16 protein-coding genes and 2 tRNA genes are annotated in these 18,493 nt (G+C 55.0%); 9 read left to right on the top strand and 9 right to left on the bottom strand.

Annotated elements, in window-relative coordinates; all coding sequences use genetic code 11:
- Positions 1-389: 389 nt before the first annotated feature.
- Positions 390-1,943: a hypothetical protein gene (locus ABD971_RS28975; RefSeq protein ID WP_345327206.1), complete on the bottom strand. Its 1,554-nt coding sequence runs from the start codon at positions 1,941-1,943 to the stop codon at positions 390-392.
- A gap of 175 nt (positions 1,944-2,118) precedes the next feature.
- On the opposite strand from ABD971_RS28975, the gene ABD971_RS28970 reads away from it, so the two are divergent.
- Entirely contained in the window at positions 2,119-3,036 is a 918-nt protein-coding gene (locus ABD971_RS28970) for a hypothetical protein (protein WP_345327205.1), read from the top strand.
- Positions 3,037-3,232: 196 nt separating this feature from the next.
- Here the strand turns inward: ABD971_RS28970 and ABD971_RS28965 are convergent, their stop codons facing one another.
- The gene (locus ABD971_RS28965) at positions 3,233-4,453 is read right to left on the bottom strand and encodes an NAD(P)/FAD-dependent oxidoreductase (protein ID WP_345327204.1); all 1,221 of its coding nucleotides are present in this window, start codon (positions 4,451-4,453) and stop codon (positions 3,233-3,235) included.
- A 45-nt stretch (positions 4,454-4,498) separates the two neighbouring features.
- Positions 4,499-5,005, bottom strand: coding sequence for a MarR family winged helix-turn-helix transcriptional regulator (locus tag ABD971_RS28960; protein ID WP_345327203.1), 507 nt, complete (start codon positions 5,003-5,005; stop codon positions 4,499-4,501).
- Positions 5,006-5,208: 203 nt separating this feature from the next.
- Here ABD971_RS28960 and ABD971_RS28955 point away from each other — a divergent pair, with 203 nt between their 5' ends.
- Positions 5,209-6,468, top strand: coding sequence for a hypothetical protein (locus ABD971_RS28955; protein ID WP_345327202.1), 1,260 nt, complete (start codon positions 5,209-5,211; stop codon positions 6,466-6,468).
- Between the two features lie 37 nt (positions 6,469-6,505).
- Positions 6,506-7,330, top strand: a complete 825-nt coding sequence (locus tag ABD971_RS28950; RefSeq protein ID WP_339940277.1) for a mechanosensitive ion channel family protein — start codon at positions 6,506-6,508, stop codon at positions 7,328-7,330.
- 246 nt (positions 7,331-7,576) lie between these two features.
- Here the strand turns inward: ABD971_RS28950 and ABD971_RS28945 are convergent, their stop codons facing one another.
- The 3 genes from ABD971_RS28945 to ABD971_RS28935 form a co-directional block, all read right to left on the bottom strand.
- Entirely contained in the window at positions 7,577-8,455 is an 879-nt protein-coding gene (locus tag ABD971_RS28945) for a sugar phosphate isomerase/epimerase family protein (protein ID WP_339940279.1), read from the bottom strand.
- 290 nt (positions 8,456-8,745) lie between these two features.
- Positions 8,746-8,816: transfer RNA gene (locus tag ABD971_RS28940), tRNA-Gln, on the bottom strand.
- Positions 8,817-9,019: 203 nt separating this feature from the next.
- Positions 9,020-9,092, bottom strand: a tRNA-Glu gene (locus ABD971_RS28935).
- 374 nt (positions 9,093-9,466) lie between these two features.
- On the opposite strand from ABD971_RS28935, the gene ABD971_RS28930 reads away from it, so the two are divergent.
- Positions 9,467-9,607 (top strand): hypothetical protein, encoded by a 141-nt coding sequence (locus tag ABD971_RS28930; protein ID WP_345327201.1) that lies wholly within the window; start codon positions 9,467-9,469, stop codon positions 9,605-9,607.
- Between the two features lie 185 nt (positions 9,608-9,792).
- Here the strand turns inward: ABD971_RS28930 and csrA are convergent, their stop codons facing one another.
- A complete protein-coding gene (csrA, locus tag ABD971_RS28925) occupies positions 9,793-9,987 on the bottom strand; it encodes a carbon storage regulator CsrA (RefSeq protein WP_339940282.1) in 195 nt (64 codons plus the stop codon).
- Between the two features lie 658 nt (positions 9,988-10,645).
- Here csrA and ABD971_RS28920 point away from each other — a divergent pair.
- Positions 10,646-11,083: a DUF2203 domain-containing protein gene (locus tag ABD971_RS28920; protein WP_345327200.1), complete on the top strand. Its 438-nt coding sequence runs from the start codon at positions 10,646-10,648 to the stop codon at positions 11,081-11,083.
- Positions 11,084-11,135: 52 nt separating this feature from the next.
- Positions 11,136-11,696 (top strand): NUDIX hydrolase, encoded by a 561-nt coding sequence (locus ABD971_RS28915; RefSeq protein ID WP_345327199.1) that lies wholly within the window; start codon positions 11,136-11,138, stop codon positions 11,694-11,696.
- Positions 11,697-11,753: 57 nt separating this feature from the next.
- Here the strand turns inward: ABD971_RS28915 and ABD971_RS28910 are convergent, their stop codons facing one another.
- Positions 11,754-12,209: a hypothetical protein gene (locus ABD971_RS28910; protein WP_339940288.1), complete on the bottom strand. Its 456-nt coding sequence runs from the start codon at positions 12,207-12,209 to the stop codon at positions 11,754-11,756.
- A 594-nt stretch (positions 12,210-12,803) separates the two neighbouring features.
- Between ABD971_RS28910 and ABD971_RS28905 the strand changes: the two genes are divergently transcribed.
- Together ABD971_RS28905 and ABD971_RS28900 are read left to right on the top strand one after the other, a co-directional pair.
- Entirely contained in the window at positions 12,804-13,337 is a 534-nt protein-coding gene (locus ABD971_RS28905; RefSeq protein WP_345327198.1) for a hypothetical protein, read from the top strand.
- 160 nt (positions 13,338-13,497) lie between these two features.
- A complete protein-coding gene (locus ABD971_RS28900; protein WP_345327197.1) occupies positions 13,498-15,216 on the top strand; it encodes a DEAD/DEAH box helicase in 1,719 nt (572 codons plus the stop codon).
- Between the two features lie 207 nt (positions 15,217-15,423).
- Here the strand turns inward: ABD971_RS28900 and ABD971_RS28895 are convergent, their stop codons facing one another.
- Positions 15,424-15,564: a hypothetical protein gene (locus tag ABD971_RS28895; RefSeq protein ID WP_345327196.1), complete on the bottom strand. Its 141-nt coding sequence runs from the start codon at positions 15,562-15,564 to the stop codon at positions 15,424-15,426.
- 31 nt (positions 15,565-15,595) lie between these two features.
- Here ABD971_RS28895 and ABD971_RS28890 point away from each other — a divergent pair, with 31 nt between their 5' ends.
- Entirely contained in the window at positions 15,596-18,484 is a 2,889-nt protein-coding gene (locus ABD971_RS28890; RefSeq protein ID WP_345327195.1) for a DUF1553 domain-containing protein, read from the top strand.
- Positions 18,485-18,493: the final 9 nt, after the last annotated feature.

The raw sequence follows: 18,493 nt of genomic DNA, 5'->3' as shown, positions 1-18,493 counted from the left end.
AACTCATCCGTGTGGCAGTAAAAGCCACTACACGACATTTTCATCAGCCCAGCCAACGGCCCGGCCATTTGCTAGCCGCCCTCATTAAGTCCCTGTAAACGGCCGGGCCGTTGGCCCTACAATTCATTGGTTTTCTTGGTCCCAGCCCGTTGGGCTGGGCTAGGTAAACGTCCGGGGCTTTGCCCCTAAATACAAACGCGCAACTTCAAAACTGACGCGTTGGGTTAGCAAAGTAGGGCCGCTTCCAACCGGCCGTCTCCCATTGCGAGGGCGACGAAACCGGTCATCCAACTGTCGCCCTCCATTTGTAATTAACGGCACCGGCTATCCAACGCACGTAGCCGGTGGGAACCGGCCCTACTTCATTGCTTAGTTACGGGAAAATGGAATTAGGCCTGCACGTTTAGCAGTTCGCACGCTTCGCGATAGCCGGGGGCGGCGGTTCCGTATTCGCTGGCCGACACTCGTGCCAAACCTACCAATTGTCGCCAGCGCAGTGACGGCCGCGTATTGGCAAATTCTTCGGTGGCGGTGCGGTAGTACTTTTCCGCATGCAACGCGCCGTCCTCGCTGGTCGCAAATTTAATCAACACATCCGAAATTGCTCGCGGGGATCCTCCCAGGTCGGCGAACCGCTGAACGGCTGCACCTGCCAGCGCTTGATCGCGATTGCGGACGGCTTGCTCGGCTTGCGTTAAAAGCTGCTGCTTGTCGTCGACTGCTTCGACCGCGTCCATTTTCAGCGGCCATGGCTCGCGTTCCACTCGCGGGTTTTGGCCGGCCGTGTGGTAGGCGCCCACTAACAGGCTGGCAATCGTATTGCGTGGATTGCTGACCCGAGCGATGTTGCGCCAGGCGTTAGCCGCATCCGATGCGTGGACTCCGACCGAGGCGCCGTGCACCGATCCTTTGACTTTATCTCCGTCGCCATCCCTTGCACGCCCTGGATCGTGCAACAACAGCAGGTTGGCAGCCACCGACATGGCTTCGCCGATTTGATCGGGTGCATAGCCGGCGGCCAGGGCTTGCGCGGCCGCGTCGGCAGCTTGCATGCGGTTACTGTGAAAAATCGTCCAAGCCAATTCGTCAATCCATTGGTCATCCCCCTGACGATTTCCGACCGGCTGGCTGAGTAATTTGTATTGATCAAGCAACCGTGGCAACAGCGTCCATAACTGCGGATCGGGCTTACCATCGCGAGTTCGTCGCTGTGAATCTTGCAGACAATAACGCACCGATTGCCGCAGCAGCGTGTTGGCATGTTGTTCACCGACAATTCCGATACACGCCCAAGCTCGCCACGCCAACACGACACGGTGCACATCGGCTTCATCTTGGACGCTGTGCTGAACACGATTGAAAACATCGGCTGCCGATTCTTCGCTCAGCGCCGCCATCATCTGCTCGGCTCGCACTACATTGGCCTGCCGCGTCATGGTTTGCAACGCTTCCGCTGACGGACGATGACCTTCATGCTTGCTGGCGTCCAAACGACGCAGGACTTCGCTGCTGGAACCACCAAATTGTTGAATACGATCGGTGTTGCGATACAACACTTTCAAAACTGGCAGCGCACGCCGAGGTTCGGGAAGCTCGGCCGCCATTTCCAGTGCGGGCGTTAGCGCCATAAACGTATGAAAACCGACATAGTCGTGTCCGCCGAAGGTGCGAGCGTTTGCCAACGAACCGGCTGCGATTAGGGTGGCTAGGTCCGTGCCGCTGTCGATTTTACCGAGCAAGGCTTGCTGCAGTTTGCCAAGCGGCGTTTCCTGCATCAGTGAAACCAACGGCTCTAGTTCACCAAACGTCAGCCGATCGTCGGCACCGTCGGCGGCACTGGCCGAACGAATCCCCAGATCACCCGCGAGCCCCGTACCTAAACTGCTCACCAACATCCCGCTACCAACGTTTGCCAAAAACTGACGACGACCAATGCGATTCATCACTATCTCTCCGGACGGGAACGATACGGGGAAGGACTGTTGTCAGTATAATGATTCCAGAGAAGGGGCACCGCGAGATTTGTACAGCATAGCAAGCAGCGGCTTTGTCAGTCCGGGCCCCCCGCGATTGCGTTATACTGCACCACTTCCGCATTCTCGTCAGTGGAGCCTCGTTATGAATAAGCCGTGTTTCGGTGGGCTGGTGTGCCTAGCGACTTTGTTGTTGGTGGGATGCATCGAAGAATCCGTGGTGGTGAAAGTTAATCGTGATGGCAGCGGGGTGGTTCACGTGCGAAGCTACCACCAGAAAGCCAATCTCGGTTTTTCGATCGGCAGTTCCAAGCAAGAAACGTCGTCAGAGAAAGTTCCAAACGAGGGTTTGCCAACGGAGGAAAAGCTGCAGGCGTTAGCTGAACGTTTAGGCACGGGAGTGCGAGTCGAATCGGTGGCAGCAGCGACCAATCCGCAAGGTTGGAACGGCTTTGAAGTCGTGTTCGCCTTCGACGATGTCAACGAACTGGTGCTCAGTGATCAGCTGTTTACACTCGGACATAAAACCAAAAAGGATGCCGAAGACGCAGAGGGAACGGAACCCAATTCTTCCAAAACCGGACCTCATGAAAAATTTTCGCTTGTCGAAGGCACGCGGTTTCAGCTTCAGGGCGACCGCTTGCTGATTTCTCGCGACAGTGACCATCAGCTTCAGGCGAATGCAAATCAGCAACCGCGGGAAGCGACCAAAGATCCGTTTGCCGAAGCCCCCAAATCGCCGGGCGTGGTTTCGATCACCGGTCCACAGATGGAAAAGTTCATGAGCCAAGTCTTGAAAGATGCGCGAATGGGGCTGTTCGTGGAATTGGAAAGCGGAATCGGTGAAACCAATGCCCGTTATCACAACGAAGACCAAGTGACACTTTTCAAAATCGAAATTGGGCCGCTGTTGGAGCAAAAGCCACTGGTCGACAAACTGTCGCGTTTAAGTCATCGGTATCACGGTCCGGAATTGCGAAGCGAAACGCAAAAACTTGCCGACCAAATCAAAGGTCTCGACATCGACATTGAAGATCAAATCAGCATCCAGTTTGCCAACTAAGCTTTTTCACAGCTTAATGTGGAAGCAGCGAAACACTCAGAAAAATTTTGGGGCATTCGGTAAGCCACGCAAGTTTCGCGAGAGTTCCGCAGCGCATCAAAGAGGCACAAAACCTTTAGGGAAAAAAGGATTCTCAGCGTTTGCCAAAATGCCTTTGCCAAAATGCCAACGAACCGAAAGAATCCTGCCGACCAAGTTAAGAGACTTTCATGGAGTCGATGTCATGGAAAACTTGGTCAAGTTCCGGCTTGAAAAGGTCGCCAATAAGTAGGTCAGTGACACTGCCTCGGTGGTGTGGAAAGCGACGTATGAACTCTCCGAAGCTGAATCCGTCGTAATATTCGCAGACCAATCGCCGCATTCGATTCATCCCCTCGACGTACCCTGTCTCCCACTTTCCGATCTGCGAACGAGAGGTATCGCCGATTTGCAAGCCTTCGACAATGGCATCCGCAGCAAGCTCGCCCGACTTCATTGCCAGCAGCACCCCGGATGAATAAAGCGGGTCGAGAAACCCAAACGCATCTCCGACCAACACCCAGCCATCGCCCGCAGCTTGCTTGGCCCGGTACGTGTAGTCCTTTGTCGCCTTTACCGGAGCCATTTGTTTTGCGTTGGTGATCCGTTCTTTCACTGCCGGACAGTTCTCCATTTCTTCGAAATAGGTGGACTCGTGATTCCCTCTGCCCTTGAACAGGTAATCGAAATCCGCCACCACACCGACACTCACGATGTCATCGTGCATTGGGATGTACCAGAACCATCCCTTCTTATTTTGCAAACTTAGCACGATGGTCGCCCCCTCGTCCTTGCCCTGATCTCGATAGGCTCCCTCGTAGTACGTCCAGAGTGCTCCCTTATTCAATTGCGTGTCGGGCACACGCAGCTTGAACTTGTTGATCAGCATGGAACTTTGCCCACTGGCGTCGACGACCACATCGGCGTGAATTTCCTTTTGATTCCCGGCTTCGTCCAGAATCTGTACACCGACAGCACGGTCACCCTCGAACAGCACGTCGAGAACTCTTACACCTTCGCGAACAACAACACCCTGTTCCTCTGCATTCTTCAACATCATCACGTCAAATTCGCTCCGGCGAATCTGCCAAGTCTGCGAACATTCGTGCGGTTTGTTGTCGTGAAAATAGAAGGGAGCCGAATGCCTTCCCGAGGGACTGACGAACTGAACGCTGTGCTTTTTGACGAAGTGACTCGACTTCATTTTGTCGAGCATCCCCAGCCGCTTCAGCACCCAATAGGTTTCTGGAATCAGCGACTCGCCGATATGGTAGCGAGGAAACCGCTCACGCTCGAGAAGCTCGACTTGATAGCCTTGCTGGGAGATCAAAGTCGAAACGGTCGCACCGGCGGGACCACCACCGATCACGACGACACTGGAAGACTGACGGTTTGCCACAATATTGTCCTTATAAATGTCCGACGTATCAAAACGTGTGCGTCATTACTGATCGGCGACCGATAGGTGGGTTGGATTCTCGTGTGGTTGGCGGGCTTGCCGGAGCAAGTTGGACAACTGACGCAAGTCCTTTTTGTTCAGGTGCCCCAACTGTTGTCGATGACATTCCTGGACGGCATCGTGAATTTCGTCGAGCAGTTGGAGGCCTTTCTCAGAGATGCAGACTTCGACCACACGCCGATTCTCGGATTTCCGCTCACGGTTCAGTAGTCCTCGACGCTGCAAACGATCGAGCAGGCGAGTCATGTCGGGAGCACGCGAGATCAGCCGACTCCCCAACATCAACGTTGGCATCGCATCGGGGTAGATCGACTGCAACAGCCGCAAGGCGTTGTACTGCTGGGCGGACAAATCAACCTGTCCAAACACGTCATCCTCCAGCGTCTTGAGACGATCGTAGGTCCGCCACAAGCTCAAGAAGACTTCTTGTTCCAAGGAATCGAAAGTTCGTTTCGCTGCGGGCGCAGCCGTATTTTTCGACGATTTAGCCATGCAGCAAAATTACACGTTGAAACAACTGTCGTCAAGACGGATGTTATACAACTCGGCACGGGCGCCCTTCTAGAGTTCGCCAGTAATGGGCTAACGCCCGCCGGGGGACTCGCTGCAAGAGGACTATCGCATGCCCTCGCCATCGCGACTAAGATAGGTGGGCGAAGGTGTTTGTCCGATGGTCTTGAAAAAAGCACATTGAAATGGAGGAGCCTCAATCGATCTGGTCGTACATTGCCGTTGCCGATTTCGTGGCCCCGACACCGCCTGCGACCGATGCCGCCCGCGGACGCTTGCGACGTGCCTGGAATTGGGCCCAGCGGTCTTTGCATTCCGCGGCCGCACCCACGAACGACGAAATGCCTCAGTGGGATCGCCCCACCGACGAATTGCTGAAATCAGTCTCGCCTGCCCCCGATTGGTTGGATGCGGCAAGCGAGCTTGCCAATCGACTTGGTGACGCTTGGTTCGAATCGGAACAGCCCGCTCGGCTGATCCAACCGCTTATTGGCCCGCCAGGCTGCGATCTCTCGCACATGCTACAAGTGCTGGCGCAGCAAAAGCAACTCCGCCCCCTTCCCGTTCCCGCCCCCGATCCAAATTCGATATTGGGAACAGCCAATCGCTGGGAAGCATCATTACCAGCTTCCGCATTGTCAGAGACGGAAAACGAAACAAACACCGAGATCTTGATCGTTCCCCACTTAGAAAAATGGTACTTGCGTCACGAAGATGGCTTGGCCCCGGTGCGTCACCTTGTCGATCACGTGATCACCCGCCGTACTCGAGTGTTGATCGGATGCGACAGTTGGGCCTGGGCCTTTCTGCAGCACGCTATTGGCATCGAAGACATCCTCGGTCCGCCGCTGACCTTGGCACCGCTGGACGCAGCCCGCATCGATGCCTGGTTCCGCCACACGTTGCCACTGAAACAAATCGAGTTCCGGCGGACAAGCAACGAGGAACCTCTCTTTCCCGAACTGCAAGAAACCGGCAAACGGAACGAGCACGAACGATCCACACTGCCCAACGGAAGATCCGATATTTTGAACAGCCTGGCGGTCAATGCACGCGGCAACCCTGGCGTGGCAAGGGCGAATTGGAATGCATGTCTCCGCACTCTTAACCCAGACAGCGATGCGTCGCCAACGTTCGCTCGCGAACCGGGATCGCTGCTCTGGGTCGTCTCGCCCGACAAACTGACGCCGCCGCAATTCCCCCTCCATAGCGACCGCATGCACCGGTTTGTATTGCATGCGGTGCTGCTGCATGGCGGTCTTTCATTCGCCTCGCTTGCCGCAATCCTGCCGTTTTCACGTGATGAAATCCATCGCCGCGTGAGCGAACTGTGCAGGGCACGCATTCTGGACGAACAGAACGATGTATTGCGAGTGCACTTGGTTGCGTACCCGATGGTACGGCGAGACCTGCAAAGCGAAGGATTTCTGACCGATGCGTTTTAACTCCACTCGTTTGGCTCTCGCTTAGGAACCATCCATCATGCCCGACGCCAAAGCCTCGCAAGAAGAGGTGACACGGATCCTCCGCGAATGGAGTGAAATCCATTTATTTGAGGCGATCTTCGTGCTTGTCGCCGGCTTCACATTGGCCTGGATCATCAAATGGATTGTCCCCAGGCTTGCGGAACAGGTGCCAGATCGATTTCGCCTGTGGATCCTGCCTTGGGAACCGATTTTGCGAGCGGTAATGTTGCTGTTCGTGGCGGCCTACATCATCCCACTGTTCATTTACCCCACGCCTCAAAATCTGCTGGCGATCTCGGGTGCATTAGCCGTCGCACTGGGCTTTGCCTTCAAGGACTACGCCAGCAGCTTGATTGCAGGCGTGGTTGCGCTGTACGAACGGCCCTACCGAAACGGAGACTGGGTCAGGATCGATGAGACCTATGGGGAAGTCCGATCGCTTGACCTACGTACTGTTCAGATCGTGACTCCAGACGACACCGTGGTCGCGGTGCCCCACGGCAAAATATGGTCCACGGCGATCTACAACAACAACACCGGCAAACGAGAATTGATGTGTGTCGCCGACTTTTACTTACATCCCGATCACGATGGCCAATTAGTAAAGCAAAAGCTGAACGACGTCGCCTTGGCGAGTCCTTATCTGCAACTGCGGAAGCCGATATTGGTGGTGGCGGCCGAAAAACCTTGGGGCACGCACTACCGGCTAAAAGCCTACCCGATCGACGGACGCGACCAGTTCCAATTCATCACCGATTTAACGCTACGCGGCAAAGCAATGCTCCGCCGCATTGGCGTTCAACCAGCTAACGCCAGCATGGCGGCACAAGTCGACGGCTAGTTTCTGACTTGATGTCGATCCGAAGACCAGCGGCGGAAATCATGCGTGAGTTCCGATCAAGCTCAATCGGGACGAAACTCTTGACGGGCTGTTGATTTAATCGAAATGTAGATTGCACTGGTGAGCCGTGGGCCGTAAGGCACCGGGTAATGCGAGGAACCCGGCCGCTCACGCGTCACGGCTCACTAAATCAACAGCCCGTTGACGAGTTTCGCTACGGGATTGTTGCTATGTCGCGCGTTTAGACTACATCTTTTTTAGGTACGTCATGCTCTGACGGATGCTAGCCAGCGGCTCGGGCGACTGGTCTTGCTCGACATGACAGTGGACCACGCCCGCCTCGGCAGCGGCTTGGAAAATCGGTTCCATCGGGATGACTCCGTCACCGATCTCTTCAAAGGCCTCGTTGGCGACTCCGTTGTAGGTCGGCACAGGCGTTTGTTTGCTGAGGTCCTTTAAATGCAACTGCGACACACGCCCTTGCAACTTGCGAATAAGCTTCGCGGGATCGTGCCCGGCGAGTTGGACCCAAAAGATATCGATCTCAAATTTCATTTGGTCGGAAAATTCGTCCACCAGCACTTCATAGCCATACCTACCGTTTTCCTTGGGCTCGAACTCAAAGGCATGGTTATGATACGCCAACTGGATCCCAGCGGCCTGAGCTTCTTCGGCAGCCTTGTTGCAGCGTTCCGCGGTGACTTTGTAGTCGTCCAGCGTGGTGCGATTTTTCTCTGCTAAGTAGGGAACCACCAAATGAGTCAGCCCGGCATCCTTGGCCTTCTCTAAAATTTCCGAGAATGGAGGCACTCCTTTGTCGTCGGGATTGACCACCGCATCCCAATCAAAGTGCGAGGAATGAATGGCGAGCCCATTGTCGCGAGCGGCATCGATCATCGGTTGTGCGTTGGGAAACCCATACGGTTCAACCTGCTTGTACCCTGCATCGGCGACGGCCTTCAATGTCCCGGCAACATCGTCTTTGATTTGGTTTCGCAATGTGTACAGCTGGATCCCGATTGCGTTTCGGTAGACGTTGTCTTTATCCAGTGCAAGAAGCAGCCGTGGTGTCAAAGCGGCCGCCGACATCGCGACACTCGCACCCAGAAATTGCCGTCGTTTCATCTTGGTCGTCCGTAGAGAGGAGTCCGGAAAGAGAAGAGGGATCAGCCGATATTGTAGCCCAGACGAACTGGACACGATTGACGGTTTTTCATCCGTCGCACGGGCTGTCGCAGGTAGGGCCTAAATTTGTCAGCAACGGTGACGGTAACCGCGATAAATCCGAAGGTGGTTCCATCGGTGTCGATCTCGAGCAATGCACCGAAAACCCTAAACCGAGCACCCTGAAATGAAAAACGCCCGCAGGTTGCGGGCGTTTGATGACTCGGGACGTTACCTGTTGGGAACGTCAGCTACCCCGCAAGGACTCGAACCTTGAATGACTGAACCAAAATCAGTAGTGTTACCATTACACCACGGGGTAGAACTTCGCTTAGTTTAGCAATACTTTGCTGAGTTCAGAAGAGGAGCTTGGTTGCTCTTTGTAGGTTCGTCCAAAAATTTTTAGGGACGCCCCTGCTCCTGACCTTCTTTCCGCTTGCCAGGAATCACGACAAGATTCTTGACAACGAAAAAACCCCGTGGCTTCGAGCGGTTGCTCTCACCACAGGGTTTTATGTGTATCAGTGACCCCTACGGGACTCGAACCCGTGTTACCGCCGTGAAAGGGCGGTGTCCTGGACCGCTAGACGAAGGGGCCATGAATTGTGGAAATTGGCTCGCCGTGAGGCGTGTGCCAAATCTCCGCAACGCGTTGATCACTGTGAGAGAGTTTTTAGCTAAGACCACTAACTCTCGTCAAGGGTTCACTTCCCTTGATATTCATTCTCGGCCGAAAAAAGTCCAAGCTTGTAATAAAACACGGGGTTTAAGCGAAAAACTTTTTGTTAGCTTTTTGCTTTCCCCTATTTGATTTTGGCGGCCCGCAGCCAAGACGACTCAAAAACCCCCTCTCCAAAAGCTGTTGATCCCACCATCAGAAGAGTGCATCGGCATGAGGAATGCACTCTGCCATCGGCAGCGTCTTGTTTGCCTCGGCCGCAAACCCAACAGCGGTCCGCTAGGTGCATGCCGATGTCAGCAGAGAGCGTGGTCGCGGATCGCTTGAACCGTGACAAAACGATCGCCATGAAAACTCCCCCTCAAAACGCTGATGGGGCAACACGCAAATGCGGCAGCGATAAGCTCGAAGCTGAAGACACGCTCGAAGTTTAAAAAAAACTCGGCTTAAAAAGAAAACTCGCAACTTCGACTGATTGCGAGCAAAGTAGCAGGAGGGGAGGGAGAAATGGTACAGGTATGTCGCAGGGGTGAGCGAACACCAAAGAGTCAAATACCAGCGGGACAAGTCCCAGGGGCGGCGTGTCCCAGGGGGGCATGGGACCGCACCTTAATTCCCACTACGATTCCACAGGGGTATCGCCTGCTTCCAAGCTACGTTGGATCGCGTCATAGACTTCGCGACGATGAACGGGCACCTCACGTGGGGCTTCGACGCCCAAGCGGACTTTGTCCCCACGGATCTCGACAACCACGATTCGGATATCGTTGTTGATAACGATGCTCTCGTTTTTCTTTCTTGATAAAACTAACATTGATTCCAGTCCTTTCCTAACCGGCCCTGATTCTTCAAACTTAATTCGCCTACAGTCCCGATGCACACAGTGTTATTGGTTATTCGACACAGTGTTTTGGACACAGTGCGTTTTAGACACAGTGCCAGAGGGAGGAGAACCATTTGAAGCAGGTGCTTCGCGGATCCCGCTTCCCTGATCTCAATGACTGTGATCATCCACTGTGATCATCGCACGTAGGCCGGTTGTGTCCGCAGGATCGCTCCGTGTACGCCCGCTTTCCTGACACAATGAACTCTAAGTCAAAAATAGCATCAGTCAAGGAATTATGCCTTGACAAACCTCGATTTTTGACCTTTCGCCCTCCCAGAGGGCTTGTGGACCTCCTCAGCGTGGGTCTGATTTCGGCCCCAAAGTTGCTCAAACGCCCCAAAACAAGCATTTTTGGCGGCATTACCTCTGCTGAGTTTAAAAACCCCCTACCGCGGCGATTTTAGACGTCCCGGAACCATTAGGGCTTTTCGTTCGTCGTACTGTTAGGTAGACACCTCTGTGTGAGTACCGAAGCAGCGTGATTTCTTGAGACAAAATCGAGACTTTCACTAAAATCACAGGCCCCTTCTTCCTCGTGACCGGTTCAAACGAAATGGTTCATGCCCTTCCAAGCAACGATGATTCGATGCCAACCCGAGGCAAGATGTTTACTCCTGAACGAGCCACCGAGATGCTTCCGCTGCTGCGAATCATCCTGCGGGATGCATTGCAGCTGAACCATTCGATCGAGCGGCAACGGGACCAGATTGCGGGCATCGACCGAATGGCCGAGAGAATCGATCATCCGTCGTATCGCGACGAGGTACACGACATTCGTGTGACCCTGGCTGACGAAGAGGCCAAGTTGGAACAATGCCTCTTGGAACTGACCGAACTGGGGGTCACCCCTCATTTGCCGCTCAACGGAATCATCGATTTCCCCGCGATCGTCAATCGCCAACCCGCCTGTCTGTGTTGGTCGCTCGGGGAAGATTCCGTCGATTACTGGCACGCCCCTGGACAAGCCCCCGAATTACGACGTCCACTGCCTCGCAAAACCTTGGGTACCGAAAAATGCCTGTGACCTGCGGGCGAGATTCCACTGTCCCCATGAAGAAGAAACGGATTTCACCGAAATGAATCACGCCGAATCGAATCCCCCCGAAGAATCGATCGTGCTGCGAGGAGCCCGGTTTAACGTGCACGCGATGTCGATTCTAGGTAGCGACGGCAAAACCTATGTTCGCGAGGTGGTTCGTCACCCCGGAGCCGTGGTCATTTTGCCGCTATTGGATGACGACACGCTGGTGATGATCGAAAACAATCGGCCCACGGTGGGCGAGACGTTATTAGAACTGCCCGCTGGCACACGAGAACTGGATGAACCCGCCGAACAGACCGCATTTCGCGAGCTGATCGAAGAAACCGGTTACCAAGCAAAATCCGTTAGCTTGGTGCACGAGTTCTATTCAGCCCCCGGAATCAGTGACGAGCTGATGCTGTTGTATGTCGCCCGTGATTTGACCCGCGGCGAACATGCCCGCGAAGCTACCGAACAGATTGAGAATCGCATCGCAAGTCGCGAGGATGTTCGCAGCTGGATTGCCGAAGGGCGAATCCGAGACGCCAAAACGCTGGTGGGATTGTATGCGTTTTTGGTGGGAACGATTTCGATCGAGAAGCAAAACTCGAAGTGAGTTTTGCTTCGTCATTTCATTGGTGTGCTGGCAACGCAAAAGCGAGCCGGCTGCGGCTTACGAGTTTTGGATCGGTTGTCCGGTGCCCAACTGTGCGAGTACTTGCAGCACACCATTGAGGTGAGCCAAACGAGGCCCGAAGCGATCAACAAATTCGTTGAGCATGAACTCGCCTTCCATCAAATGCTCTTCGTTTTCCAGGATTTCTTCGGTCAAGCTATCGAGGAACCCGGTCTGCACTCGGCTTAGCGTTTCGGCGGCTTGCCGACAGGCGCGTGAAAGTTCGGGATTGGAATCTTTCCACTGCTGCAACTCGCCGGCGCGTTGCTTTTGGATTGCCGCATTCTGCTGGATCAAATCTTGCAGCAAACGATTCTGTTGATTCTGGCTTGCCACCATTTGACGCAGCAGCTCGATGGTCAAACGGCTCTCGGAGATCGAAGAGTCGGATCCGGTTTCGGGAGAAACGTCAATACGGAACATAGGCGAGGCAGGTTCCTGGTCGTAAGACATGGGCGTAATTTCCTATTGCGTTAACTGCGGGGGCGATAAAGTCATCGAGCACTGCATAAAAGCACAATGGCAGAGCCATCGCACGCGGTGCGTCAACAAAAATTGCCCGAAAACAAAACTGGCGAACAAAATTTGGAAAAGCGGACGCTGGGGGGCAAGCCGGCTTGCCTCATTTGTCGTGGCATGATGATTGCCCCGAGTATAACCAGCAAAAAATAGAGTTGTCGAGCAAACCGTGCGGACAATCGAAATTTCTAAGCGGGGCAGTGAACTTGCCGAGCTTTCCCCCTAAATCACCTTGACGTCACGAATCCCCTGAATTACCAGCGGCCCAAATTACAGATTCAACCGTTAAAGTCGGCAGGACCGGAACGCCGATGAGATCGCTAGGGATCTGCCGCTCCGACAATCCCGCTGTGCTTTGACGCTAAAAAAATCACGGTTCTGACGCTTGCCGAGCGCCGGTCCAATCGAGGCGGAGCCGCGTCAGTTTGCGGTAGCGGCGCTCCAGATGGCCCTGCGGTGCCATCTGAGGAACTTCTCGTTCGTTATTCACCAAGTCCACTATCCCTCATTACCCCCGCTAAGAACTGAATGCCCGATCCGACCAACCCGACGATTGGATACTTTACGGTGGTTCAAGATGACCGCACCGGTTGGACCGGAGGGTTGTTGATTTTGAACCGCGGTGGTCGCCCGGTAGAGTTTCAGTGCACATTGCCCGTCCGGCCGTCTCGAGCACACGAGATCTTGTTTGGCACCACGATGCGTGACCATTTGATTGGCGAAGTGATCGGTCCGATGCTGGTCACCAAATGCCGCACCCCGTTATCGCTACTGTGTTGCGACCAAATCGAATCGCTCTCGCTGAACTCGCGAGGCGATGTGCCGGTGGCGCTCGTGTCCGAAGCGGCCGAAGGCGACGAGGGGCCGATCACCAGCGACATGTTGACCGGATCGTCCCAAGTCACGCTGGTCAACGCAACGCTGCACGTACCACTGGAACGATCCAGCGCAGTAGAAACGCTGGCGAAACACTTCGACGACATGCCCGACGCGATCGAGCCGTTCGAGCGAATTCGTGAAGCGATCCGCGAGGCTCAGTCGCAAATCGCGCGTGCAGCTTAACGCTGCGTTATAGAAAGACCTTTAGGTAGCCGAAGGCGTGCGTTTGGATCGTGCTGATTAAGATCGCACGAAAGTCTTGACGACTTCCGCTACGACCCAACCGAATGCTGCGAAAGTCTTGACGACTTCCGCTACGGCTCAAACGGACACAAAGCCTCTTATGTTGAACGTCGAGATTAACTCGCAAGCAAGTTGGTGTGAGAGCGATCTGGTTCCCACGGGCACTTACGAACTAACGATCGACGCCATCGAACCGCGGTCGCTGCCGATCCGAGTCTCGCCGTTGACAGCACGTGTCACGGGATTCTTGTTCCCCGAAGCGAACCAGTGGGTCCCACCGAACGCAAAGCCGGCGGCATCGGGCAACGAATCGAGCAGCGTGAAGATCGCCGAGGCAACGAAAAAAAAACCGAAGGTGGATCGCAAACGGCATCGCATCAAACCGCCCAACGACGTCGTCAAACTGCAGGACCGACTGTATTACTTGCTGCAACCGCCACTGGATCTTTTGGTCGGCAGCGGCCAATTGAATTTCCCTTTTGAACCGTTCCCTTATCAATTGGACGGGATCGCGTTCATGTTTCCCCGCTTTGCCTGCGTCTTAGCCGACGAGATGGGGCTGGGGAAAACGATGCAGGCGATCAGCACGATTCGCTTGCTGCTTTGCAGTGGTGAAGTACGAAGCGTCTTGCTGGTGTGCCCCAAGCCTTTGGTTTCGAATTGGCTGAGAGAGTTCCGCGTTTGGGCTCCCGAGATCCCTGTCGTTGCGATCGAGGGCAATGCAGCAAAACGCGAGTTCCAGTGGCGTTCGCCGGAGATTCCCGTCAAGGTTGCCAACTATGAATTGTTGATGCGTGACAAAGAAACGGTGCTCGAGAGCGGATTGCATTTCGACCTTGTCGCACTGGATGAGGCGCAGCGGATCAAGAACCGCAACAGCACGACCAGCGAGATCGTCAAGGCGATCCCGCGAACCCGATCATGGGCACTGACCGGCACCCCGGTAGAAAATTCGCCTGACGACTTGGTCGGCATTTTCGAATTCCTTTCGCCGGGATTCTTGCAAATTGGGATGCCGATGCCGCAGATGGCGGCCGCATCACGCGAGTACATCTTGCGTCGCACCAAAGACATGGTGCTCGACGATATGCCGCCGAAACTGTATCGCGACGCCGAGTTGGACCTAACGCCCGAGCAGTGGTCGACGTACGAGCAAGCGGAATCCGAAGGGGTCATTCAGCTCGAAAAGCTTGACGAGATGCTGACGATCCAGCACGTTTTCGAATTGGTGTTGAGACTGAAACAAATCTGCAATTTTGATCCGGTTTCGGGCAGCAGCACTAAACTCGAACGTTTGGTCGCCGACATGGAAGAGGTCGCGGCGAGCGGGAAAAAGGCGATTGTGTTTAGCCAGTGGGTCAACAGTATTGACCAGATGAAACCAGCACTCGAGCGTTTTGGACCGCTAGAGTATCACGGCCGAATCCCGCACAAACAACGCGAAGGGGTGATCGACAAGTTCAAAAACGATCCCGACAGCCACGTGATCTTGATGAGCTACGGTGCGGGAAGCGTGGGATTGAATCTGCAGTTCTGTGAATACGTCTTCTTGTTTGACCGTTGGTGGAATCCGGCGATCGAGGACCAAGCGATCAACCGAGCGCATCGAATCGGGGCCAAGGGAGCCGTCACGGTGACGCGGATGTTGGCTATGAACACCATCGAACAACGGATCGCGGCAGTGTTGGACCAGAAACGCGAGATGTTTGACACGTTGTTCTCCGAACAGGGTGGTCCGGTGGCAGCCGGTGGCCTCAGCCGCGAAGAGATCTTTGGTCTGTTCGACCTGCGTGCTCCCTGCGGCAAAAAGGTCGCTTAACTCTATCGAGCGGAGTCCTGTTGATTAGCGGCACTGTTTGATCAGCGGCACAGTTTGATTAGCGGCGCAGTGACAGCGAGAAACCACTCGGGTGCTGCAAGATCCTGCTATACTGGCGAAACCTCACCCGCGAAGGACTTTTGTCACCCCTACCTTCGCTGCCGCCCAGTCCGCGTCCAGGAAAGCGTTTCACGTGTTTCCCGCAGCCTACCTATCCCGGTGTCGTTTGCCCTGCAGCGCGACGTGGTCCTTTTTGTTGGCTTGGATCGCTGTAACACTGGCGAACGCACTGTCAATTTCCGCGGCGCCACCGTCGCTCACCAACGCACGCTCTGTCGACTTTGTCACGGACGTCGCTCCGATTCTGGAATCGCATTGTTTGAGCTGCCACAACGACGTCGATCGCAGTGGCGACCTATCGCTGAGGACCGCAACCGACTTGTTTGGCAGCGGAGCGATTTCAGCCGACCTTGACACGACCAGCCGGTTGATCGAAATGATCACGCCGGTCGATGGCAGTGCGGAAATGCCTCAGGATGCTCCGCCGCTTTCGCAAGCACAAATCGATGTACTGAGCCAATGGATCAGCGGCGGCGCGGTTTGGCCCGACGATTTCACGCTAACGCAACCGTCGGTCTCTGATCTGGATTGGTGGTCGCTACGTCCCATCGAAGCACCGCGGATCCACGACCACGAACGCGTCCATCCGATTGACGTGCTGATTGATGCCAAGTTAAACGCAAATGAGCTTCGCCCGGTCGGTACTGCCGATCCGGCAACGCTGGTCCGCCGGCTGCATTACGATTTGACCGGACTGCCACCCACGACCGCTGAAATCCACACGTTTTTGGACGACGCAAAAACCGATCTCGAAAACGCCTGCATCACGCGAGTGGATCTCCTGTTGGCTTCGCCCCGTTTCGGTGAAAAATGGGGGCAACATTGGCTCGACCTCGCTCGCTATGCCGAAACGCATGGATACGACAAGGACAAACCACGCACCAATGCGTGGCCTTACCGCGACTATGTCATTCGCAGTTTTAATGACGACAAACCCTATTGGCGGTTTGTCCAGGAACAAGTCGCCGGGGACGCATTGTTCCCGGGCGATCCCGATGGAATCATCGGTCTGGGATTTCTCGCGGCGGGCCCCTGGGATTTCATCGGGCACACCGAGGTGGGCGAAGGAAAACTCGACGGTCGGATTGCCAAACATCTCGACCGCGATGAAATGGTCTCGGCCGTTTTCAATGTTTTCATGAGCACGACGGTTCAGTGCGCCCAGTGTCATCATCACAAATTTGATCCGATTCGGGCAGACGACTACTACCGGTTGCATGCGGTATTCGCCGGGGTCGATCGAGCGGATCGTGTCTACGCCGGGTTGTCACCGGAACAAGAACAACAACGAAGTCACTTGATGGAACAAATCGCGGCGCTGGAACAACAGCAGAGCGAAATTCAATCCGAACGAGAACGTGTGATCGGCGAGCCCACCCGAGCGATGGATCGTCGCATCGAGGAACTGATTCAAAAGCACGGCGTGGAGCAATCGGTTGCGTTCGGCTACCACAGTCAAATTGCAAACCGTCAAATCGCCTCGGCCCCGGACACGGCCAAGTGGGTCCAGCTGGATCTCGGGGAACCTCGTTCGATCGCTCTGGTCCGTTTAACACCCGCGTTTGACAATTACAACGCGATCGGGGCGGGCTTTGGATTTCCGCTGCGGTACCGCATCGAGGTTTCCAACGACGAACAATTTGCGGATGCGTCGGTACGCTGCGTTTTTGACGCCAGCAGTGAAGACCAACCGAATCCAAAGCTTGAGCAAATCGTGGCTGAAACAGCCGGCCCGGCCTTTCGTTTCTTGCGTGTGACGGCAACCAAGTTGTCACCGCGACGCAACGATTTCATTTTTGCGTTGGGCGAAATCGAAGCGTTGGATGCCCAATCGGGTGAAAATGTGGCGCTGCATGCGGCGGTCACCTCGCTTGACAGCATCGAGGCTGAGCCGAGATGGAGTGTCAACAATCTGACCGACGGCATTGCTTATCGCCGAGTCGAGGGTACATCCGCGATCGCGAACCTGATCCAACTGCACCGCGATCGAGCGAAGATACTGCGAAACGTGGATACGTCCCGCTTCGAATCTCGACTGACAAAGATCACTCAGTCACTGAGCGATCTGCGCACCCGGCAAAATCACTTTCCGGTGGGTGCGAAGGTATACGCGGCGGCAACTCACTTCGATGTTCAAGGACAATTCAAACCCACCGAGGGCGAACCTCGCCCTATCCACTTGCTGCACCGCGGTGATCTGCGATCCCCGGTCGAACGGGTCGATCCGGGACTTCCGGTGCTGTGGAATCCGAAATCGGCTGGCGCGTGTGCCGCCAAAGACGCGGACGAAGCGGACTCGCGAGCCTGCTTGGCTCGTTACCTCACCGCTCGCGACAACCCGTTGGTTTGGCGGAGCATCGCCAATCGACTTTGGCAGTGGGTGTTTGGTCAGCCGCTGGTTAGCACCCCAAATGATTTTGGCAGGATGGGGACGCTACCGACGCATCCGGAACTGTTGGATTACTTGGCCACCCGACTGCGAGACGATCCTCAACAATCGATCAAGGCGATCGTGCGATTGTTAGTCACCAGCAAAGCGTATCGCCGAGCGAGTTCCGCAGATGAACACAACGCGGCGATCGATTCAAACAACACGCTGCTGTGGCGATTCAATCGGCGTCGGTTGACCGCCGAAGAGTTTCGTGACTCGCTGCTTTCGATCAGCGGCGTGCTACGACTGGACGATCGCGGGGGCCCGAGTTTCCAAGACTTTGTGATCGAGAAACCCCAGCATTCACCTCACTATGAATACCATCTTCACGACCCCAACGATCCCAAATCGCATCGACGCAGCATCTATCGTTTTGTTGTCCGCAGCCAGCCACAGCCGATGATGACGACACTTGATTGTGCAGATCCCTCGATCAGTGTCCCACAGCGAGATGAATCGACGACGGCCCTTCAAGCTCTGACGCAGTGGAACCATCGTTTGACCGAGGCGATGTCGAAACAATTTGCGACGAGATTGCAGTCGACAAGCCACTCCAACACGACGGATCAACAAATTGATCTCGCCTGCCAATGGATGTGGGGGCGATCTCCTAGCAACGACGAGCGAACGATGCTGCGTACATTGATGCAAACGCATGGCGAAGCAACGCTAGCGAGAGTCATGTTTAACACCAGTCAATTCATTTACGTCGAGTAACGAGTCAGT

This window comes from Novipirellula rosea (assembly GCF_039541335.1).
GTDB classification, from domain to species: Bacteria; Planctomycetota; Planctomycetia; order Pirellulales; family Pirellulaceae; genus Novipirellula; species Novipirellula rosea.
Note: the sequence above shows the minus strand (reverse complement) of the source record. Positions and strands in the feature narration are given on the sequence as shown.

Excerpts from the sequence above, each read along its gene's own strand:
- ABD971_RS28905 (WP_345327198.1), top strand. The coding sequence starts at position 12,804 with ATGCCCGATCCGACCAACCCGACGATTGGATACTTTACGGTGGTTCAA.
- ABD971_RS28960 (WP_345327203.1), bottom strand. The coding sequence starts at position 5,005 with ATGGCTAAATCGTCGAAAAATACGGCTGCGCCCGCAGCGAAACGAACT.
- ABD971_RS28970 (WP_345327205.1), top strand. The coding sequence starts at position 2,119 with ATGAATAAGCCGTGTTTCGGTGGGCTGGTGTGCCTAGCGACTTTGTTG.
- ABD971_RS28910 (WP_339940288.1), bottom strand. The coding sequence starts at position 12,209 with ATGTCTTACGACCAGGAACCTGCCTCGCCTATGTTCCGTATTGACGTT.
- ABD971_RS28955 (WP_345327202.1), top strand. The coding sequence starts at position 5,209 with ATGGAGGAGCCTCAATCGATCTGGTCGTACATTGCCGTTGCCGATTTC.
- ABD971_RS28930 (WP_345327201.1), top strand. The coding sequence starts at position 9,467 with ATGTCAGCAGAGAGCGTGGTCGCGGATCGCTTGAACCGTGACAAAACG.
- csrA (WP_339940282.1), bottom strand. The coding sequence starts at position 9,987 with ATGTTAGTTTTATCAAGAAAGAAAAACGAGAGCATCGTTATCAACAAC.
- ABD971_RS28945 (WP_339940279.1), bottom strand. The coding sequence starts at position 8,455 with ATGAAACGACGGCAATTTCTGGGTGCGAGTGTCGCGATGTCGGCGGCC.
- ABD971_RS28950 (WP_339940277.1), top strand. The coding sequence starts at position 6,506 with ATGCCCGACGCCAAAGCCTCGCAAGAAGAGGTGACACGGATCCTCCGC.
- ABD971_RS28915 (WP_345327199.1), top strand. The coding sequence starts at position 11,136 with ATGAATCACGCCGAATCGAATCCCCCCGAAGAATCGATCGTGCTGCGA.
- ABD971_RS28920 (WP_345327200.1), top strand. The coding sequence starts at position 10,646 with ATGCCAACCCGAGGCAAGATGTTTACTCCTGAACGAGCCACCGAGATG.
- ABD971_RS28900 (WP_345327197.1), top strand. The coding sequence starts at position 13,498 with ATGTTGAACGTCGAGATTAACTCGCAAGCAAGTTGGTGTGAGAGCGAT.
- ABD971_RS28975 (WP_345327206.1), bottom strand. The coding sequence starts at position 1,943 with ATGAATCGCATTGGTCGTCGTCAGTTTTTGGCAAACGTTGGTAGCGGG.